Source organism: Agrobacterium sp. ES01, assembly GCF_050320885.1.
Classification (GTDB): Bacteria; Pseudomonadota; Alphaproteobacteria; order Rhizobiales; family Rhizobiaceae; genus Allorhizobium.
This window is the reverse complement of the sequence record NZ_JBNQTH010000004.1, coordinates 221,581-240,013: the sequence shown is the minus strand read 5'-3', so window position 1 is coordinate 240,013 and position 18,433 is coordinate 221,581. Positions and strand designations below refer to the sequence as shown.

The following is an 18,433-nucleotide window of genomic DNA, read 5'->3' as shown; positions in this document are numbered from 1 at the left end:
ACAATGAAATGGATGACAACAACGGCAACCGCGGCGATCATCGCCATGGGATTTGCTGGAAATGCCTTGGCAGCCGGCGACCTGAACATCTTCAACTGGGGTGACTATACCAATCCCGAGTTGATCAAGAAGTTCGAGAAGGAATTCGACGTCAAGGTCACCGTCACGGACTACGACTCGAACGACACGGCACTGTCCAAGGTTCGTGCCGGCGGCAGCGGCTTCGACATCGTCGTGCCTTCTGCCAACTACGTTCCGATCTGGGTGAAAGAAGGCCTGCTGCTTGAAGCCCGCCCTGACCAGATGGAAAACTTCAAAAACGTTGACGAGCGCTGGGTCGACGTCGCCTGGGATCCAGGTCGTCACTACACGGTTCCCTGGCAGTGGGGTCTCACCGGTATCGGCGTCAACACATCCGTCTACAAGGGTGACATCAACACGTCGGCAATCTTCCTCGACCCGCCTGAAGAACTCGTGGGCAAGATCAACGTAGCGCCTGAGATGAACGACGTTCTCTTCGCCACGATCAAATATCTCGGCGGCGACTGGTGCACGGTGGACAAGGACCTGCTGCGCAAGGTTCGCGACAAGCTGGTCGAAGCGAAGACAAAGTGGCTCGCCATGGACTACAGCGTCACCGAGAAACTGCCAACCGGTGAATATGACGCCGTCTACTATTGGAATGGCGCGATCATGCGCTCGCGCGAGAAGAACCCGGACATCAAGTTCGGCTACCCCAAGGAAGGCTTCCCATATTTCATGGATAGCGTTGCCATCCTCAAGGACGCCAAGAACGTTGAAAATGCCAAGCTGTTCATGAATTTCATCATGGCACCGGAAAACGCGGCGCTTATTTCGGACTTCGCGAAATATTCGAACGGCATCAAGGGCTCCGCAGAATTCATGCCGGCAGAAATGCGCGATGCACCCGAATTGAATGTTCCCGACGAATACAAGGACGCTGGCGAGTTTCTCACGAGCTGCGAACCTCAGGTTCAGGAACTCTACACAAAGATCTGGACCGAACTGCAGAAGTAATCGGCCCCGACCATTCCACAAACAGCGAGCGGGAGGGCATCTACGCCCTCCCGCAGCATATTTGCGCGGCCATCATGACAGATTTCAAAACACGCTTCGGCTTTGAGAGGGGGGATGTGAACATCTCCAATTGGCGCAGCCATCCTTTCAGCCAATGGTCTTTTCAGAACTTTCGCGAGATGGTCCCGACATCCGCAATTTCCTGCATGCAGGAAGTGGGGGAAACAGAGCTCACGTCCTCCCCCTTTCTGGATGAACCACTCCAAACCGGTCTTGCCGAAGCAGCAACGCCGCGTGCCTTTCTCGATTATGCCCATACCGATGCCTTCGTCTTGATGAAATCCGGGCGGATCGTCGCCGAACACTATGCGCCGCATGCCGACGTCAATGAGAAACACATTGTCTTTTCAATATCCAAATCGCTGACGGCCATTCTTTGTGGAATATTGGAGGCTCAAGGTGTCGTAGACCCCGCCTGCCCCGTCGCCGATTATCTGCCTGAGGCAAAAAACTCAGCCTATGCCGATTGCAGTGTGCGTGATGTTCTGGACATGCGCGTGAGCCTCGATTTCGAGGAAGCCTATCTGGACAAGACCGGCGCCTTTGCCCGTTATCGCCGCTCTACTTTGTGGAACCCCGCTGAAACAGGCCTGGCAACGGAAACGTTGCAGGAGTTCCTAATGAGCATGAAGAAAGCCGATCGCCCCCATGGCGGTCGCTTCTTCTATGCATCCCCCAATTCCGATCTGCTCGGTCTCCTGATCGAGCGGGCATCCGGCAAACGCTATGCAGATCTCTTTTCCGAACTCCTTTGGAAACCGCTCGGCGCGCGCAATCATGCCTTCATCAGCGTCGACGGTGCTGGAACGGCCAGAGCGGCTGGCGGCGTCTGTGTCACCGCACGCGATCTAGCCCGGGTCGGGCAATTGCTTCTGGATGATGGCGTCTCAGCTATCACAGGCCAACAGGTCATACCCGCTGAATGGATCCTCGACATGCGCAAGGCGGGAGACGCGGAGGCCTGGCGGCAGGCAAAGCCGACTTTCCTGCCGAACGGGCGCTATCGAAGCCAATGGTATCAGTCAGGCGAAGCGGACGGCGCTTTTTGTGCCATCGGCATTCATGGCCAATGGCTCTATGTCGATCCGTCCTCGCAGACAGTCATCGTGAAACTGTCATCGCAGCCAAATCCGCTCGACGACGAACTCAAACAAGACAATTTCGCCTTCTTCCGGGCGGTCAGCAACGCCACAATCTGACAGCCGGCATTTTACGGGAACATGCACATGGCACAACACGCAGACATCATCATCGTCAACGCCAAGGTCCTCACCATGGACGAAGACCAGCCAAAGGCGGACGCTGTTGCCCTTGCTGGCAACAAGATCCTCGCCGTCGGCAGCAATGACGAGATCAAGGCTCTATCGTCTGATACCACCCAGATCATCGATGCAGGAGGCGCAACCGTTCTGCCCGGCATCAACGAAGCCCATATGCACATTTTTCCAGGCGCAGTGTCGCTCACACAGCTCAACCTGCACCACGTGCATGGCTTCGACCAATTGAAGTCAGCGATCCAGGATTATGCCAAGGCAAATCCTGACGAACCGCTTCTCGTCGGTTTTTCCGCCGACTACACACTTTTGGGCGGACAGGAAAAGGTCACCCGCCACCATCTCGATGCCATCTTGGCCGACCGCCCTTTCATGATGTTCGCACCCGATCACCATACCGCCTGGGCCAATACCGCAGCATTGGAGGCAGCCGGCATTCTGGGCGGACGCGATGTTGGTGTCGGCAATGAAATCGTCATGGGCGAAGACGGTCTGGCCAATGGCGAGTTGCGCGAGGGCAACGCCTTCGGTCCTGTGGCAGCGCTTGCATCGACCGGCGGCCGCGAGGAACTGGGCATGCTGACGGGCATGGATCCGGAAAATCTGACGCCAGAACAATATGCGCTCGATCGCGCCATCCTGAAGCGCGGCCTCGAATATTGCGCGTCAGAAGGCATTACCTCAATCCAGAATTTCGATGGTAATCACCACCAGCTGAAGATCATGCATGATCTTGAACAGGCGGGCGAATTGCCGGTGCGGATCCGCATCCCGTTCCATATGAAGAACTTCATGGATCTGGAAAAGCTCGACGAAGCTGCCGAGTGGAAAAAGACCTATGCGTCCGACATGGTTCGCGGCGACTTCGTCAAGGTGTTCATGGACGGTGTTCTCGACAGCCAGACCGCCTACATGCTCGACGGTTATGGCGACCGCCCCGACTATTGCTATGAACCGCTGTTTACGCCGGAAGCCTTCAATGCCATTGCCACCAGGGCCGATGCACTCGGCCTGCAGATTGCCGTTCACGCGATCGGCAGTGCGGCCGTGCGCCAGACCCTCGACGGTTATGAGGCAGCCATCAAGGCAAACGGCTCACGGGACAGCCGCCACCGCGTGGAGCATATCGAGCTGATCCATCCCGCTGACATCAGTCGATTCCAGCAGATGGGAGTCGTTGCCTCCGTGCAGCCGGTTCATTATCCCGGCGGCTCCTGCTTCCCGCCGGAACCGACAACGGAACGGATTGGCGAGGATCGCTGGGAATATGCCTATGCCTGGCGCACATTGAAAGATGCCGGCGCTCGCATGGTCTTTGCCTCCGACTGGCCGGTCTCGCCGGTCAACCCCTTCGAATGCATGCAGGATGCCCTTACCCGCAAGCCATGGAAGGAAGGCCTGACCGATCAGCGCATGACGCTGGAAGAAGCGCTTTATGCCTATACAGCTGAAGGTGCCTGGGTAGAATTTATGGAACACACCAAAGGAAAATTGAAACCGGGCTATCTCGCCGATGTCGTCGTTCTTTCAGGGGATATCGAGGCCGCCGCCCCCAACAGGGTTGCAGATATGACACCCGTGATGACCATATGCGATGGTCGCATCACCTACAAAGCAAGCTGATACGAATGAGTGAAGAGGCAACATCGGCACGCGCGCCAACGACAGCTCCGGCAGTCGGAAACACGAAAAAGGGCGCTGAAACACGCGCCCGCATTATTCTTGGCGCACGCGAGGCTCTGGAAGACGATGGCATCGAAGCGCTGACAACGCGCAAGATCGCGGCCAGTGCCGATGTGCGCCTCGCCACCTTGCACTACTATTTCGACAGCAAGGAAGCCATTCTCCTGGCGGTGCTGGAAGACATGATTGCTGACATGACAAACAGCTACGAGACCGAACCTCTCAGCGCGGACCCCAACGAGCGCATCGCGTCGCTTTACAGGTTGATCTGGTATTATATAGGCCGCACCCGCAATCGGCAGATCGCCCAGATCGAGTTGACACTCTATGCGCTTAGAACCCGCGGATCGGGATGGCTGGCCGAGCGGCAATATGGCGCCTATATCGACTTCTACAGTCGTCTTGTTCTCGACGACAAGATGCTACCGAAAGCACAGCACGAGAAGATTGCAAAGGCGCTTGCCCGTTTCATCCTGATCGGTATCGATGGACTGATCCTGCAGACGTTTGCTCTTCACGATGAAGACGTGGCCAATGAAAGCCTGGATGCGCTGATCATGGCCACCCAGGCCTATTTCAAGCACCTAACCGACGCGCCGGCCAACTGAACCGTCCGGTTTTTACTGACCGACATCGACGAGCGCCCCACGTTGCTGGATGACCTTCCCGGCAAGGGCAGCCCCCTGCTCAAGCGCGGTCAAAAGCGTCGCTCCACCCAGCCTTGCTGCCAGGAAACCGGCATTGAAACTGTCGCCCGCAGCTGTGGTATCGACCACTTGCGACGCAGCAACGGGCTGAAACTCGACAAGACCTTCTTTTGCGTCTTCAGCGACCAGCAACCCGCCGCCATTCTTGACGATCACGGTGCCCGCGCCATTTTCGCGATAGCGACGAAGCGTATCCGTCACGGTCAGATCGCCAAAACCCGCCTGCTCTTCATCAAAGGACGGCAGCACGATATCGGCCACTTTGGATGCGTGTGTCACCGCATCGGTCATGTCCCGCTTGGTCGCCCAGAGGCGAAGGCGCATATTCGGGTCGAAGGCGATAACGGTTCCGTTCGCGCGCGCGCCGGCCAAAACGTCGAGCAGCACATTGCGATGTACCGGTGAAAGGATAGCAAGCGTGATCCCTGAAAAAATCACCAGATCGCGACCAGCCACGGCGGCTTCGAGAGCGGCCCTGTCCTCGGCCAGAAGCTTTGCAGCCGAACTGTCGCGCCAATAGGAAAAGCTGCGCTCGCCATTGGCAAGCTCGATCATGTAAAGGCCGACGGTGCGGGAGGAGACGCGGCGAATATAGCCTGTGCCAACACCCGAGGTTTCCATGAAGCTGAGCATCTGGGAGGAGACAGTGTCCTCACCAACCGCTGTAAAATAGTCGACCTTATCGGCCTCTGGGAGAATATGACGGAGATACCAGGCACTGTTAAAACTGTCGCCAGCGAAGTTCCGGTCATAGGCGCCATCCGCGCGCAACGCCAACTCGACCATGCATTCGCCGATCGACACAATACGCTTACTCATGGAAATGACTTTTCACCTTCTGAAAAATAGGACGGGTGGCTTTCGCGAATGCGTCCGATAATGGTCTGAATCCTGTAGAGATGTTCGCGCATGGTGGCAGCCGCGACATGGCCGTTTTGGTTCCGTAACGCCTCCATGATCCTGACGTGATCGTCAAGAGCGCTTTGGGCACCGAATGACAGGCTGAGATAGCGGACACGGTCCATATGCGCCTTGCTGTCGCGGATGAGCGCCCAGGCAAAATGGTTGCCGGACATATCGCAGATGCGCTTGTGAAAATCGTCATCGAGGCTGTGAAACAAAACTCGGTTGCCATCGTCAATGGCGCTCTGCTGCTGACGAATCAGGTCGTCGAGCTCATCCATCTCGGCGGATGTCAGCCGACCGGATGCAGCCCGCACCGTTTCCATTTCAAGCGCCGTGCGGATGAAACGCGCCTGCATCACGTCTTCCTCAGAGATATGGGTGACGACGGTTGCGCGCTGTGGCCGGATCAACAGAAAGCCGAGCTGCGATAGACGATAGAAGGAATCGCGGACAGGCTGTCGTGAAACGCCCATCTGTTTGGCCACTTCCACCTCCGACAGCTTTGTACCGGGAGGCAGAACAAGCTCCACCACCTGATGATAAAGCTGGTCAAAAACCTGATCTGTAACGGACGGCGCCCGCGCGAAATCCACAACGCGCAGCTGCATTTCTTCACCCATAACGCCTCCGTTGACTCGTCCTGCATACTAACATATTAGATGACCAGTAGATCAATTACAATCTTTCGGCACCATAAAGCGTGCCTGGCGGGGAGGCCATGAGAATGCTGGACGAAAATCGGTTATTCCCGATTGAATCGCAGGCTCGTGGCATTGCGCGTGAACTCTATGAGCGTGTGAAAGATCTCCCGATCATCAGCCCGCACGGACATACCGATCCGCGCTGGTTTGCAGAGAACGAAGCTTTTCCCGATCCGGCCCAGTTGTTCGTCACACCGGATCACTACGTCTTCCGCATGCTCTGCTCCCAGGGTATCGACCTGGCAGATCTGGGCGTTCCGCGCATTGACGACGGCCCGATTGAAACAGACGGACGCAAGATCTGGCGTCTGTTCGCCGAAAACTATTTTTTGTTCCGTGGCACACCCAGCCGGCTCTGGATCGATCATTCGTTCGAAAAGCTGTTCGGCCTCACCGATCCGCTTTCGGCCAAGAATGCGGATCATCATTACGACCACATTGCCGACTGCCTGCAGAAACCGGAATTTAGACCGCGCGCGCTTTTCGAGCGCTTCAACATCGAGGCAATCTCCACAACCGAAAGCGCGCTGGATGATCTGCGTTGGCACAAGATGATCCAGCAATCCGGCTGGAAGGGAAAGGTTGTCACGGCTTATCGCCCGGATGCGGTGGTTGATCCGGAATTCGAAGGCTTTGCCGAAAATGTCGAGCGCCTGGGCGACCTTGCCGGCACCGACGCCACCACATGGTCGGGCTATCTCGAAGCCCACCGCAAGCGTCGCAACTTCTTCAAATCCCATGGTGCGACCAGCTCTGACCATGGCCATGCAACAGCGCGCACGGAAAACCTGTCGAACCAGGACGCGGCAGCCCTCTTTGAAAAAGCGCTTGCGGGCAAGTGCTCAGCAGACGAAGCCGATGCCTTCCGCGGCCAGATGCTCACCGAAATGGCGAAGATGAGCCTGGAGGATGGTCTGGTCCTGCAGATCCATCCGGGCTCGTTCCGCAACCATTCCGCCGAAGTCTTCGCCCGCCATGGCCGCGACAAGGGCTTTGATATACCCACGCGGACCGACTACGTGCATGCGTTAAAGCCGCTGCTCGACGCCGTCGGCATGCGTCCGGACCTGACCGTGATCGTCTTCACGCTCGACGAGACCAGCTATTCGCGCGAATTGGCGCCATTGGCCGGCGCCTATCCGGCGCTGAAGCTTGGCCCCGCCTGGTGGTTCTTCGATAGCACCGAGGGCATGCGCCGCTACCGGGAAGCGACCACGGAAACGGCAGGCTTCTACAATACAGTCGGGTTCAACGATGACACCCGCGCCTTTTGCTCAATCCCCGCTCGCCACGATGTGTCGCGCCGCGTGGATTGTTCCTATCTCGCCACGCTGGTCGCCGATGGGCGGCTGGACCGGGCAGACGCAGACGAGGTCGCTGGTGACCTCGCCTATCGGCTTGCCAAGCAAGCCTACAGGCTGTGAGGACAGCCTTTTTCTCTGGGAGGAGTGGAAAATGACAGGATTGAAGAAATTGGGAATTGCGCTGCTGGCAACAGCAGCAGTGGTAATGACATCAATGGCAGCGCAGGCAGCAGACCGCGTTCTGCGTTCGTCTGACACCCATCCGGATGGCTACCCGACAGTGGAAGCCGTCAAGCACATGGGCAAGCTTCTGGAAGAAAAGACCAATGGCCGTCTCGGCATCGAGGTCTTCCATTCCGCGCAGCTGGGCGAAGAGAAGGATTCCATAGAGCAGACCCAGTTCGGCGTGATCGACCTCGACCGCGTCTCGCTTGGTCCGTTCAACAATATCATCGAGGAAACCCAGGTTCCCTCCCTGCCCTATATCTTCCGCTCGGTCGATCACATGCACAAGGTCATGGACGGACCGATTGGCGATGAAATTCTGGCCGCCTTCGCTGATCACGATCTGATCGGCCTGGCTTTCTTTGATGGCGGTTCGCGCAGTTTCTACAACTCGGAAAAGCCGATCAATTCGATGGCCGACCTGAAGGGCATGAAGTTCCGCGTCATGCAGTCCGACATGTTCGTCGACATGGTCTCGGCACTCGGTGCCAATGCGACACCCATGCCTTACGGCGAAGTCTATTCCTCGATCCAGACCGGCGTTATCGACGGTGCTGAGAACAACTGGCCGTCTTATGACAGCTCCGGCCACTTCGAAGTTGCCAAATACTACACGCTCGATGAGCACCTGATCGTGCCGGAAGTTCTGGTCATGTCGAAGAAGACCTGGGACGGTTTGTCTGAGGAAGACCAGAAGGCCGTAAAGGAAGCCGCCAAGGAATCCGTGCCTTACATGCGCGATCTCTGGCAGAAGCAGGAAAAAGCCTCTGAAGCCAAGGTCGAGGCCTCCGGCGTCAAGGTTGTCACCAATATCGACAAGCAGCCCTTCATCGACGCCATGAAGCCTGTCTATGACAAATACGTCACGTCCGACAAGCTGAAGGACATGGTCAAGCGTATTCAGGAAACCAAGTAATCGTCACTCAGGCCTGCGGCACCAGCCGCAGGCCATCCCTTGTCGTGGAGCGTTTTCCTTGCAGAGTAAAATGATATTCATTGCGCGCATGACCAGCATTCTGGCCCGCGCCGCGCTTTGGACGGCGGGCATCGGTCTGGTCCTGATGACCGTTTTCATCGCCGCTCAGGTCTTTTTTCGCTATGTTTTGAACGACAGCCTGATCTGGAGCGAACCGGCTTCAGTCATGATCATGGGCTGGTTCATCTTTCTGGGCGCAGCGGTGGGCACGCGCGAAGGCTACCACCTGTCCTTCGACGTCTTCCTCTACCTGTTGCCAGATCGCGGCAAGGATTTTCTGCACTCGATATCAGATGTGTTCGTTGGCTGTTTTGGCGGCGGCATGATCTATTACGGAACTGAACTGGCGCAGAAAACAGCCGGCAACACGATCCCGAGCCTTGGCATATCCGGCGCCTTCGATTTCATTCCTTTGGTCGCCGGCGGCGTTCTCGTCGTGCTTTTCTCCATTGAACGTATTATCCGCCGCGCCGCTGGTCTGCCGACCGCGCGCTTTGGCGAAACAGAGCTTGAGGATTGATATGGAACTCTATGTTCTCTTTGGCTCCTTTGTCTTTCTTCTGCTGATTGGCACTCCCGTTGCATTCTGCCTCGGCGTTTCGAGCTTCGCGACGATCCTCTATCTGGGTCTTCCGCCGGTCGTGGTGTTTCAGCGGTTGAACTCAGGCGTCTCGGTCTTCGCATTGATGGCGATCCCCTTCTTCATCTATGCCGGTGACCTGATGGTTCGTGGCGATATCGCCCGCCGCCTCGTGGCGCTTGCGGGCGCGATGGTGGGCCACCTGCGTGGCGGCCTTGGCCAGGTCAACATCATGGCATCCGTCATGTTTGGTGGCGTCTCTGGCTCGGCAGCCGCCGATGCTTCCGCCGTCGGCGGACTGATGGTTCCGCAAATGAAGGAACGCGGCTACGGCGTCGATTATGCCGTCAACATCACAGTCGTCGGCTCCATCATTGCCCTGATGATCCCACCGTCGCACAACATGATCATCTATTCGATCTCTGCCGGCGGAAAGATCTCCATCGCCGACCTCTTCACCGCCGGCATCATTCCAGGCTTTCTATTGGCCGTCTCGCTGATGGTCGCCGCCTGGTTTGTTGCAACCAGACGAGGCTACCCAACGGAAGCCTTTCCCGGCTGGAGCCGGATGGGTGGTCTTTTCCTTAATGCCGTGCCGGGTCTCATTCTGATCGCCATCATTTTCGGCGGCGTGCGCTCCGGCGTCTTCACCGCTTCGGAATCCTCCAACATTGCCGTGGTCTACGCGCTGTTGGTCACCATCCTCGTCTACCGCACGCTGTCATGGAAGGACTTCGTCGAAGCGACCTTTGCGGCCGTGCGAACAACAGCCATGGTGCTGATGGTCATCGGTTGCGCCGCGTCCTTCGGCTGGCTTCTCGCCTATTTGCGGGTGCCGGCATCCATGGTCGAACTGCTGCGTGGCGTCTCCGACAATCCGATCGTGATCCTGTTGCTTTTGAACGTGGTTCTTTTGATCCTCGGCACATTCATGGACATGTCGCCGCTCATCGTCATCACCACGCCGATCTTCCTGCCGGTCGCAACGGCCTTCGGTGTGGACCCGGTTCATTTCGGCGTGATCCTGATCCTCAATCTGGGGATCGGCCTCTGCACACCCCCGGTGGGAGCGGTGCTCTTTGTCGGCTGCGCCGTCGGGCGCATACCGATCTGGCAGGCCATGCAATCCATCTGGCCTTTCTATGGTGCCGCCGTCATGACACTGCTGCTGGTTACATACATTCCGGCACTGTCGCTGTGGCTGCCGAAACTGTTCCATTGAGGCGTTCTCATGTCTGACACCATCGTGAAATCCTTTCCAACCGTCATCACCGGCGAAGGCGTCACACGAAAGGTGGTCGCCGACAGCCCGGAGCTGATGGTGGTGGAATTCCACTTCGACACGGGGGGCGTCGGCGCCCTCCACAATCATCCCCATGTGCAGTCGACTTATGTGCAATCCGGCACATTTGAATTCACGGTTGGCGACGAAAAGACGGTGGTGAGAGCCGGAGACAGCTTCGTCATCCCCTCCAATGTAGTGCACGGCTGCAGGGCGCTGGAGGGCGGCACGCTTGTCGATTGCTTTACGCCCCGCCGCGACGATTTTCTATAAAACATAAAGGAATACGATAATGCTGAATGTTGAAATCCGCCACGCCATCGATCCGAAGACCGCCAAGACCTTCGGCACCGAAGAACTCCGGCAGAATTTCCGCGTCGGCGATATCTTTCTGTCCGGCCAGATCAATCTGATCTACACCCATTACGACCGCATGATCGTCGGCGGTGCCGTGCCGGACGGCAAGGAACTGGTGCTGGATGAGGTCAAGCCCTGCGGCACAGCCTCCATCCTCGATCGCCGCGAAATGGTGATCGTCAATATCGGCGGCGACGGCACGATAAAGGCCGATGACGAGTATGCCATGAGCAAAGGCGATATGCTTTATCTCGGCATGGGCGCCGGCAAGATCTCGTTCTCCGGCAAGGGCCGCTTTTACATTCTGTCGGCCCCGGCCCATCACACTTATCCCTCGCGTCTCATCAAGATCGAGGATGCGGCATCGGTCACTCTGGGTTCAAAGGAAACCGCCAACGAGCGCACCATCTACCAGTTCGTCCATCCGGAAGTGATGAAAGCCTGCCAACTGGTGGTCGGCATGACGAAACTTTCCACCGGCTCGGTCTGGAACACCATGCCTGCCCATTATCATGACCGCCGCATGGAGGCTTATCTCTACATCGATGTGCCCGCCGATCAGCGCGTCTTCCATATGATGGGCGAACCCAACGAGACACGCCATATGGTGCTGAAAAGCGAAGAAGGCGCGATCTCCCCGCCCTGGTCGATCCATTCCGGTGCCGGCACGAGCGCCTATACATTCATCTGGGCCATGGCTGGCGACAACATCAACTACAAGGACATGGACATGGTCTCGATGGAGACCCTGCGATGAGCGGCATCTTTTCCCTCAATGGCAAGCGGGCGTTGGTGACGGGCGCCAATACCGGCATCGGTCAGGCCATCGCGATCTCATTGGCAGAAGCCGGTGCCGAGGTGATCTGCGCTGGCCGCTCCTCGCTCGACGAAACAGTGGGCATGATCGAGAAGGCTGGCGGAAAAGCGAAAGGCCTCAAGCTCGATCTCGCCGACCCGATGGCGGGTGCCCCGGTGTTCGAGGACAATGGTCCGGTTGATATTCTCATCAACAATGCCGGCATCATCCGCCGCGCCGATGCGATCGACTTTACCGAGGAAGACTGGGACGCGGTGATGGACGTCAACCTGAAGGCGATTTTCTTCCTCTGCCAGTCCTTTGCCAGATCGGTATTGGCCAGAAGCGGCGAAGGCAAGATCGTCAATATCGCCTCGCTTCTGTCCTTCCAGGGCGGCATCCGTGTTCCGTCCTACACCGCATCCAAAAGTGGCCTTGCGGGCCTGACAAAGCTCTTGGCCAATGAGTGGGCGGCGAAGGGCATCAACGTCAATGCTATTGCACCCGGCTATATTTCGACCAATAACACCGAGGCGCTGCGTGCCGACGAAAGCCGCAACAAGGCTATACTCGAGCGCATTCCAGCCGGTCGCTGGGGCGACGCTTCCGACATCGGTGGCGCTGCGGTTTTTCTTTCCTCTCCGGCCGCCAAATACGTGCACGGAGCGATACTCAATGTTGACGGAGGCTGGCTTGCCCGCTGAATATCCCCGCTTGAAACGTCCCTCTGACGCCGCGCGTCCATCGACCGCGATCGTGCATCTCGGTCTTGGCGCGTTTTACCGTGCCCACGGCGCTGTCTATATCGCAGAAGCCATGACGAAATCCGGCGGCGACTGGGGCATTGCAGGTGTAAGCCTTGTGCGCCCGGATCAGCGCGATGCACTGGCCCCCCAAGACTTTGCCTATACCGCTGTCGAGCTTGGTCCCGAGGGCGAAACACCAAGGGTGATCAGCGTCATTACGGATGTTCTGGTGGCGCGGGAAGATCCCGCCGCGGTTCTGGGTGTCATGAGCGCGCCCGAAACGAAGATCGTTTCGCTGACGGTAACGGAGAAAGGCTATTGCCACGAACCATCGACCGGCAAGCTCAATCGTGACCACCCCGATATCGCCCACGATCTGGAACACCCTGATGCGCCACGCTCGGCCGTCGGCTTTCTCGTGCGTGCGCTCGACCGCCGTCGGAAGGCGGGAACACGGCCCTTCACCGTTCTTTGCTGCGACAACCTGCCGGAAAACGGCAAACTGTTGCGCGGTCTCGTGCTGGAACTGTCCGGCCTGATCGACAACGAACTGAAAAGCTGGATCGGAACACACGCAACATTTCCCTCGACCATGGTCGACCGCATCGTGCCTGCCACCAAACCAGAAGATATCGACAGGCTGGCGGAGAAAACTGGCGTCATGGATCTTTCGCCTGTCATGCACGAACCTTTCAGCCAATGGGTGATCGAGGATGATTTCGTCGATGGTGAGCGCCCGGATTTCGCAGCCGTCGGTGTGGAACTCGTCGAAGACGTGACACCCTTCGAACATATGAAGTTGCGTTGCCTCAATGGCACTCACTCATCGCTCGCTTATCTCGGTTATCTCTCAGGCCATGAAACCATCTCGGAGACGGTGGCAGATCCGGTTCTGGCGGCCTTTTGCAAGTCTCTCTGGGCAAAGGAAATCCTACCGATACTGAAGGCACCGCCGGGTGTCGATCTCCAGGCCTATACCGGGGAACTGTTCGAGCGTTACGCCAACCCGGCGATCCGGCATCGAACCTGGCAGATTGCCATGGACGGATCGCAGAAACTGCCGCAACGCATTCTGGGAACAATCGCGGAAAATCTCGACGCCGGCCGCACGCCCAAAGGCCTTTGCCTCGCGGTGGCTGCCTGGATGCGCTATGTCGGCGGCACCGACGAAAAAGGCAACGCAATTGACGTGCGCGACCCGCTGTCGGCAGACCTGAAGGCGCTCAGCGATGGCGCGTCGTCCGCTGAGGGCAAGGTCGATGCAATCCTCGCGGTGCGCAAGATCTTCCCTGAGACGCTCGCATCGAACCCGATCTTTCGCGACGCACTTGTTCAGTCTTACAAGGGCCTTGTCGAAAAGGGTGCCCGTGTGATGGCGAAAGAACGCACCGATGATTGAAAGCTGGCGCTGGTACGGCCCCTTCGACAAGATCCGGCTTAGCGAGATTGCCCAGACCGGTGCAAGCGGCATTGTCACTGCCCTGCACGAAATCCCCTATGGCGAGATCTGGCCGCTTGACACCATCCGCAACAGACAGGCGGAAATCGACAATGCTGGCCTCGGCCTGCACTGGAATGTTGTCGAAAGCCTGCCCATCCACGAAAACATCAAGCGCGGCACAGGCGATCTGGAACGGCTGTTTTCCAACTACCGCCAGTCGATGGCGAACCTTGCCGAAGCTGGCATCCATACCATCTGCTATAACTTCATGCCGCTGATTGACTGGACCCGCACACGGCTGGACGCTCCCGTCAAACGCGGTGGATCCTCCCTGCGTTTCGACGCCCCGCAGATGGCGGCCTTCGAGCTCTTCATGCTCAGACGGCAGGAGGCCGAAGCGGATTATCCGGAAGAAGTGCGAAGGGCGGCCGCAAACTGGTTTCAGTCGTCTGACGAAACAGCGCGCACAACGCTCCTCAAAAGCATCATGTCCGGCCTTCCGGGTGCCTTTGACCGTTATGACATCGACGGTCTGCGCTCTGCCTTGAAGAACTATGAGGGCATCGACCAGGACGAGTTGCGTGGCAATTATGCCCGCTTCCTGTCCGAAATCATTCCAGCGGCCGATGATCTCGGCATGCGCTTTTGCGTCCATCCGGACGATCCGCCACGGGACATTCTCGGGCTCCCCCGCATCGTTTCCGATGCAGATGATATCGGCTGGATCATGGACCAGCAGAAAAGCCTCGCCAACGGGCTGACGCTCTGCTCCGGCTCGCTCGGTGCCAATCCGGCAAATGATGTGCCGGCGATTGCACGCCGTTTTGCCGACCGCATTCATTTTGCCCATCTTCGCAATGTCGCCAAGGAGCCGGACGGTTCTTTCGAGGAGGCGCCCCATCTCGAGGGCGATACAGACATGGTGTCACTGGCCGCCGCCCTTGTTGCCGAAGAGAGGCGACGCGAAGCCGAAGGCCGGGCCGACTGGCGGATCCCCTGGCGCCCCGACCATGGCCATGAATTGCTGAACGATGCCGAGCGCGCCAATCATCCCGGCTATCCGTTGATCGGGCGCATGCGCGGCCTGGCCGAACTGCGCGGCGTGATGGCTGCACTCGGCCATGAGAAGGTCAGCTACGTCTGAATTTCCATATCCAATAACGGCGGACCAAACGAAAACCGGCGGGAGATTGCTCTCCCGCCGGTTTTCACATTTTCGAAATTTCAGTTCAGTTTACCGGATCAAAGGCAGCAGGTTGTCGATCGACTTCTTGGCGTCGCCATAGAACATGCGCGTATTGTCCTTGTAGAACAGCGGGTTCTCGATACCCGAGTAACCTGTCCCCTGCCCGCGCTTGGACACGAACACCTGCTTGGCCTTCCACACTTCCAGAACCGGCATGCCGGCGATCGGTGAGTTGGGATCTTCCTGTGCTGCCGGATTGACGATGTCGTTGGAACCGATGACGATCACGACATCCGTATTGGGGAAGTCGTCATTGATCTCATCCATTTCCATGACGATGTCGTAAGGCACCTTGGCTTCTGCCAAAAGCACATTCATATGGCCTGGCAGACGTCCGGCCACCGGATGGATGGCAAAACGGACTTCCTTGCCACTCGCACGCAGCTTGCGGGTAAGCTCCGATACCGACTGCTGCGCCTGCGCAACCGCCATGCCGTAGCCTGGAACGATGATGACCGAGTCCGCCTCGTTCAGCGCAGCCGCAACACCATCCGCGTCGATGGCAATCTGCTCGCCCTCGACCTCCATCTGCGGACCCGAGGCATTCCCGAAGCCACCCAGGATAACCGACAGGAAGTGACGGTTCATGGCCTTGCACATGATGTAGGACAAGATTGCACCCGACGAGCCGACCAACGCACCGGTAACGATCAGCAGGTCATTGCCGAGCAGGAAGCCGGTGGCAGCCGCCGCCCAACCCGAATAGGAGTTGAGCATGGAGACCACGACGGGCATGTCCGCACCGCCAATCGCCATCACCAGATGCGCACCCAGCACACAGGCAATCAGCGTCATCAGGTAAAGCGTCCACGATCCTGCACCGCCGATATAGAGGATCAACAGCAGCAGCGACACGATGGCACCCGCTGCATTCCACATATGCCGGCCAGGCAGAATGAGCGCCTTGCCGCCGATTTTTCCGGCAAGCTTGCCATAGGCGATAATCGAACCGGTAAAGGTTACCGCACCGATGAAGACACCGAGGAACACCTCGACCTCATGGATGACCTGCTCCGCATGGGTCAAGAACTCATGCACGGTCAGATCGGAGTTGATGCCGATGAACACGGCCGCAAGACCGACGAAGCTGTGAAGCGCCGCCACCAGTTGTGGCATTCCGGTCATCTCGACCCGCTTGGCCAGGAACACGCCGACAACAGCGCCGACGATCAGTGCCAGGATCAAAATGAACGAGATCTGCACCTGAGGGCCGAGAATGGTGGCAATGACTGCGATCGCCATGCCCGAAATTCCGTACCACACGGCACGCTTGGCGCTTTCCTGACCGGAAAGCCCACCGAGTGAAAGGATGAAAAGAACCGAAGCCGCGATATAGGCGGCGGTCTGGATACCGAAAGACATGAAACCGCCCCCTTAAGACTTCTGGAACATCATCAGCATGCGACGGGTGACCATGAAGCCCCCGACGATGTTGATCATGGCAATGAGCACCGAGATGGCCGCAAGAACGGTGACAATCCATCCACCTGCTGCGACCTGCAGCAAGGCACCGATGATGATGATCCCCGAAATGGCGTTGGTCACGGCCATCAACGGCGTGTGCAGCGAATGCGAAACGCCCCAGATCACCTGGAAGCCGACAAAGCATGCGAGCGCAAACACGATGAAATGCTGCATGAAGCTTGCCGGTGCAAAGGCTCCGATGATTGCCATCAGCAGACCACCGATGACCAGCAGACCAACCTGCTGCTTGGTCGCTTTCTGGAAGGCGGCTACTTCCTGCGCGCGCTTTTCCTCGGGCGTCAGTTCCTTGGCTTTTTCCTTCGGCTTCTGCGCCGCGATCGCCTTGATTTTCGGCGGCGGCGGCGGGAAGGTGATGTCGCCCTGATAGGCAACCGTCGCCCCGCGGATGACATCGTCTTCCATGTTGTGAACGACCTTGCCATCCTTGCCCGGCGTGAGGTCCGTCATCATGTGACGGATGTTTGTCGAGTAAAGCGTGGACGCCTGCGAAGCCATGCGGCTTGGGAAATCGGTATAGCCAACGACAGTGACGCCATTGGAGGACACGACCTTTTCGTCGGCAACCGTCAGATCGCAGTTACCGCCCCGTTCGGCCGCAAGGTCGATAACGACCGACCCGGGCTTCATGGCTTCCACCATATCCTTCAGCCACAACTTGGGCGCATCGCGACCGGGAATCAGCGCAGTGGTGATCACGATGTCGATTTCAGGTGCCAGTTCCCGGAACTTGGCGAGCTGTTTCTCGCGGAATTCCGGCGATGACGGAGCGGCGTAACCGCCGGTCGCGGCCCCATCCTGCAGCTGATCGGCGAAATCGAGATAAACGAATTGAGCACCCATGGACTCGATCTGCTCGGCCACTTCAGGACGCACGTCGAAAGCATAGGTAACAGCACCCAGCGACGTTGCGGTCCCAATGGCGGCCAGACCGGCAACGCCTGCACCGATAACCAGCACCTTGGCCGGTGGAACCTTGCCGGCGGCGGTCACCTGACCGGTAAAGAAGCGACCGAAATTGTTGCCCGCCTCGATCACCGCACGGTAGCCGGCAATATTGGCCATCGACGACAGGGCATCCATTTTCTGGGCGCGACTGATGCGTGGCACCATGTCCATGGCAATGACGTTTGCGCCCTTGGATTTGCACAATTCAAGCATTTCAGGGCTTTGAGCCGGGTAAAAGAAGGAAATAAGCGTCTTGTCCTTGGTCAGACGCTTGGCCTCGGCATCAACAGGCGGGCGCACCTTGGCGATGATATCGGCGGCCTTGAAAAGCGCGGCTGCCGTTTTTACCACTTCGACGCCTGCCGCTTTATACGCTTCATCCGAGAACCCGGCAGCTTTACCAGCGCCAGTCTCAATGATGCAGTCATAACCAAGTTTCTGCAATTGTGCAGCGCTCTCGGGGGTCATGGCGACCCGCGCCTCCCCCTCGAACACCTCTTTTGGTGATCCGATCTTCAAACCCGTCTCCCATCAAGTTAGTTGTAAACAAACCGTAAATTGGCTCCAGATCCCTAACAAGACCTCAGCCGCGCACAAGGCCCGTTTTTATCATATGAGTACGCTTGGAACATGCAATCGGTCCGTCACTGTGCTTTTTACAGCTATCCCCCGTTTGCACAG

At 57.8% G+C, this 18,433-nt stretch carries 17 protein-coding genes; 13 read left to right on the top strand and 4 right to left on the bottom strand.

The window, feature by feature from the left end; all coding sequences use genetic code 11:
• The first annotated feature begins 3 nt into the window (after positions 1–3).
• The 4 genes from ACQQ2Q_RS14050 to ACQQ2Q_RS14035 all read left to right on the top strand — a co-directional run bounded on the left by ACQQ2Q_RS14050 (position 4) and on the right by ACQQ2Q_RS14035 (position 4,663).
• Complete coding sequence (locus ACQQ2Q_RS14050; protein WP_428187722.1) at positions 4–1,038, top strand: extracellular solute-binding protein; 1,035 nt, start codon at positions 4–6, stop codon at positions 1,036–1,038.
• A gap of 74 nt (positions 1,039–1,112) precedes the next feature.
• A complete protein-coding gene (locus tag ACQQ2Q_RS14045) occupies positions 1,113–2,297 on the top strand; it encodes a serine hydrolase domain-containing protein (RefSeq protein ID WP_428187721.1) in 1,185 nt (394 codons plus the stop codon).
• A 27-nt stretch (positions 2,298–2,324) separates the two neighbouring features.
• The gene (locus ACQQ2Q_RS14040; RefSeq protein WP_428187720.1) at positions 2,325–3,995 is read left to right on the top strand and encodes an amidohydrolase; all 1,671 of its coding nucleotides are present in this window, start codon (positions 2,325–2,327) and stop codon (positions 3,993–3,995) included.
• A gap of 5 nt (positions 3,996–4,000) precedes the next feature.
• Positions 4,001–4,663 carry a TetR/AcrR family transcriptional regulator gene (locus ACQQ2Q_RS14035; protein ID WP_428187719.1) on the top strand — a complete coding sequence of 221 codons (663 nt, stop codon included), beginning with the start codon at positions 4,001–4,003 and terminating at the stop codon, positions 4,661–4,663.
• A gap of 12 nt (positions 4,664–4,675) precedes the next feature.
• Here ACQQ2Q_RS14035 and ACQQ2Q_RS14030 read toward each other — a convergent pair whose 3' ends face one another.
• On the bottom strand, positions 4,676–5,581 hold the full coding sequence (locus ACQQ2Q_RS14030; protein ID WP_428187718.1) for a sugar kinase: 906 nt from the start codon (positions 5,579–5,581) through the stop codon (positions 4,676–4,678).
• A complete protein-coding gene (locus tag ACQQ2Q_RS14025) occupies positions 5,578–6,288 on the bottom strand; it encodes a GntR family transcriptional regulator (protein WP_428187717.1) in 711 nt (236 codons plus the stop codon). The genes ACQQ2Q_RS14030 and ACQQ2Q_RS14025 overlap by 4 nt, the downstream gene beginning before the upstream one ends.
• 98 nt (positions 6,289–6,386) lie before the next feature.
• Here ACQQ2Q_RS14025 and uxaC point away from each other — a divergent pair, with 98 nt between their 5' ends.
• The 9 genes from uxaC to uxuA all read left to right on the top strand — a co-directional run bounded on the left by uxaC (position 6,387) and on the right by uxuA (position 15,220).
• On the top strand, positions 6,387–7,793 hold the full coding sequence (uxaC, locus tag ACQQ2Q_RS14020) for a glucuronate isomerase (protein WP_428187716.1): 1,407 nt from the start codon (positions 6,387–6,389) through the stop codon (positions 7,791–7,793).
• Between the two features lie 85 nt (positions 7,794–7,878).
• Positions 7,879–8,814 carry a TRAP transporter substrate-binding protein gene (locus tag ACQQ2Q_RS14015; protein ID WP_428187985.1) on the top strand — a complete coding sequence of 312 codons (936 nt, stop codon included), beginning with the start codon at positions 7,879–7,881 and terminating at the stop codon, positions 8,812–8,814.
• A gap of 70 nt (positions 8,815–8,884) precedes the next feature.
• The gene (locus tag ACQQ2Q_RS14010) at positions 8,885–9,394 is read left to right on the top strand and encodes a TRAP transporter small permease (RefSeq protein ID WP_428187715.1); all 510 of its coding nucleotides are present in this window, start codon (positions 8,885–8,887) and stop codon (positions 9,392–9,394) included.
• 1 nt (position 9,395) lies between these two features.
• On the top strand, positions 9,396–10,676 hold the full coding sequence (locus ACQQ2Q_RS14005) for a TRAP transporter large permease (RefSeq protein WP_428187714.1): 1,281 nt from the start codon (positions 9,396–9,398) through the stop codon (positions 10,674–10,676).
• A gap of 9 nt (positions 10,677–10,685) precedes the next feature.
• A complete protein-coding gene (locus tag ACQQ2Q_RS14000) occupies positions 10,686–11,009 on the top strand; it encodes a cupin domain-containing protein (protein ID WP_428187713.1) in 324 nt (107 codons plus the stop codon).
• Positions 11,010–11,028: 19 nt separating this feature from the next.
• A complete protein-coding gene (gene kduI / locus ACQQ2Q_RS13995; protein WP_428187712.1) occupies positions 11,029–11,850 on the top strand; it encodes a 5-dehydro-4-deoxy-D-glucuronate isomerase in 822 nt (273 codons plus the stop codon).
• Positions 11,847–12,593: a 2-dehydro-3-deoxy-D-gluconate 5-dehydrogenase KduD gene (gene kduD, locus ACQQ2Q_RS13990; RefSeq protein WP_428187711.1), complete on the top strand. Its 747-nt coding sequence runs from the start codon at positions 11,847–11,849 to the stop codon at positions 12,591–12,593. Before kduI ends, kduD begins: the two co-directional genes overlap by 4 nt.
• A complete protein-coding gene (locus ACQQ2Q_RS13985) occupies positions 12,565–14,034 on the top strand; it encodes a mannitol dehydrogenase family protein (protein WP_428187710.1) in 1,470 nt (489 codons plus the stop codon). The genes kduD and ACQQ2Q_RS13985 overlap by 29 nt, the downstream gene beginning before the upstream one ends.
• Positions 14,027–15,220 (top strand): mannonate dehydratase, encoded by a 1,194-nt coding sequence (gene uxuA, locus ACQQ2Q_RS13980; RefSeq protein ID WP_428187709.1) that lies wholly within the window; start codon positions 14,027–14,029, stop codon positions 15,218–15,220. The genes ACQQ2Q_RS13985 and uxuA overlap by 8 nt, the downstream gene beginning before the upstream one ends.
• Positions 15,221–15,310: 90 nt before the next feature.
• On the opposite strand, the gene pntB is transcribed toward uxuA, so the two are convergent.
• Both pntB and ACQQ2Q_RS13970 read right to left on the bottom strand, forming a co-directional pair.
• Positions 15,311–16,684, bottom strand: coding sequence for a Re/Si-specific NAD(P)(+) transhydrogenase subunit beta (pntB, locus tag ACQQ2Q_RS13975; RefSeq protein WP_428187708.1), 1,374 nt, complete (start codon positions 16,682–16,684; stop codon positions 15,311–15,313).
• 12 nt (positions 16,685–16,696) lie between these two features.
• Positions 16,697–18,271 (bottom strand): Re/Si-specific NAD(P)(+) transhydrogenase subunit alpha, encoded by a 1,575-nt coding sequence (locus ACQQ2Q_RS13970; protein WP_428187707.1) that lies wholly within the window; start codon positions 18,269–18,271, stop codon positions 16,697–16,699.
• Positions 18,272–18,433: the final 162 nt, after the last annotated feature.

Excerpts from the sequence above, each read along its gene's own strand:
- ACQQ2Q_RS14050 (WP_428187722.1), top strand. The coding sequence starts at position 4 with ATGAAATGGATGACAACAACGGCAACCGCGGCGATCATCGCCATGGGA.
- ACQQ2Q_RS14045 (WP_428187721.1), top strand. The coding sequence starts at position 1,113 with ATGACAGATTTCAAAACACGCTTCGGCTTTGAGAGGGGGGATGTGAAC.
- ACQQ2Q_RS14040 (WP_428187720.1), top strand. The coding sequence starts at position 2,325 with ATGGCACAACACGCAGACATCATCATCGTCAACGCCAAGGTCCTCACC.
- ACQQ2Q_RS14035 (WP_428187719.1), top strand. The coding sequence starts at position 4,001 with ATGAGTGAAGAGGCAACATCGGCACGCGCGCCAACGACAGCTCCGGCA.
- ACQQ2Q_RS14030 (WP_428187718.1), bottom strand. The coding sequence starts at position 5,581 with ATGAGTAAGCGTATTGTGTCGATCGGCGAATGCATGGTCGAGTTGGCG.
- ACQQ2Q_RS14025 (WP_428187717.1), bottom strand. The coding sequence starts at position 6,288 with ATGGGTGAAGAAATGCAGCTGCGCGTTGTGGATTTCGCGCGGGCGCCG.
- uxaC (WP_428187716.1), top strand. The coding sequence starts at position 6,387 with ATGAGAATGCTGGACGAAAATCGGTTATTCCCGATTGAATCGCAGGCT.
- ACQQ2Q_RS14015 (WP_428187985.1), top strand. The coding sequence starts at position 7,879 with ATGACATCAATGGCAGCGCAGGCAGCAGACCGCGTTCTGCGTTCGTCT.
- ACQQ2Q_RS14010 (WP_428187715.1), top strand. The coding sequence starts at position 8,885 with ATGATATTCATTGCGCGCATGACCAGCATTCTGGCCCGCGCCGCGCTT.
- ACQQ2Q_RS14005 (WP_428187714.1), top strand. The coding sequence starts at position 9,396 with ATGGAACTCTATGTTCTCTTTGGCTCCTTTGTCTTTCTTCTGCTGATT.
- ACQQ2Q_RS14000 (WP_428187713.1), top strand. The coding sequence starts at position 10,686 with ATGTCTGACACCATCGTGAAATCCTTTCCAACCGTCATCACCGGCGAA.
- kduI (WP_428187712.1), top strand. The coding sequence starts at position 11,029 with ATGCTGAATGTTGAAATCCGCCACGCCATCGATCCGAAGACCGCCAAG.
- kduD (WP_428187711.1), top strand. The coding sequence starts at position 11,847 with ATGAGCGGCATCTTTTCCCTCAATGGCAAGCGGGCGTTGGTGACGGGC.
- ACQQ2Q_RS13985 (WP_428187710.1), top strand. The coding sequence starts at position 12,565 with ATGTTGACGGAGGCTGGCTTGCCCGCTGAATATCCCCGCTTGAAACGT.
- uxuA (WP_428187709.1), top strand. The coding sequence starts at position 14,027 with ATGATTGAAAGCTGGCGCTGGTACGGCCCCTTCGACAAGATCCGGCTT.
- pntB (WP_428187708.1), bottom strand. The coding sequence starts at position 16,684 with ATGTCTTTCGGTATCCAGACCGCCGCCTATATCGCGGCTTCGGTTCTT.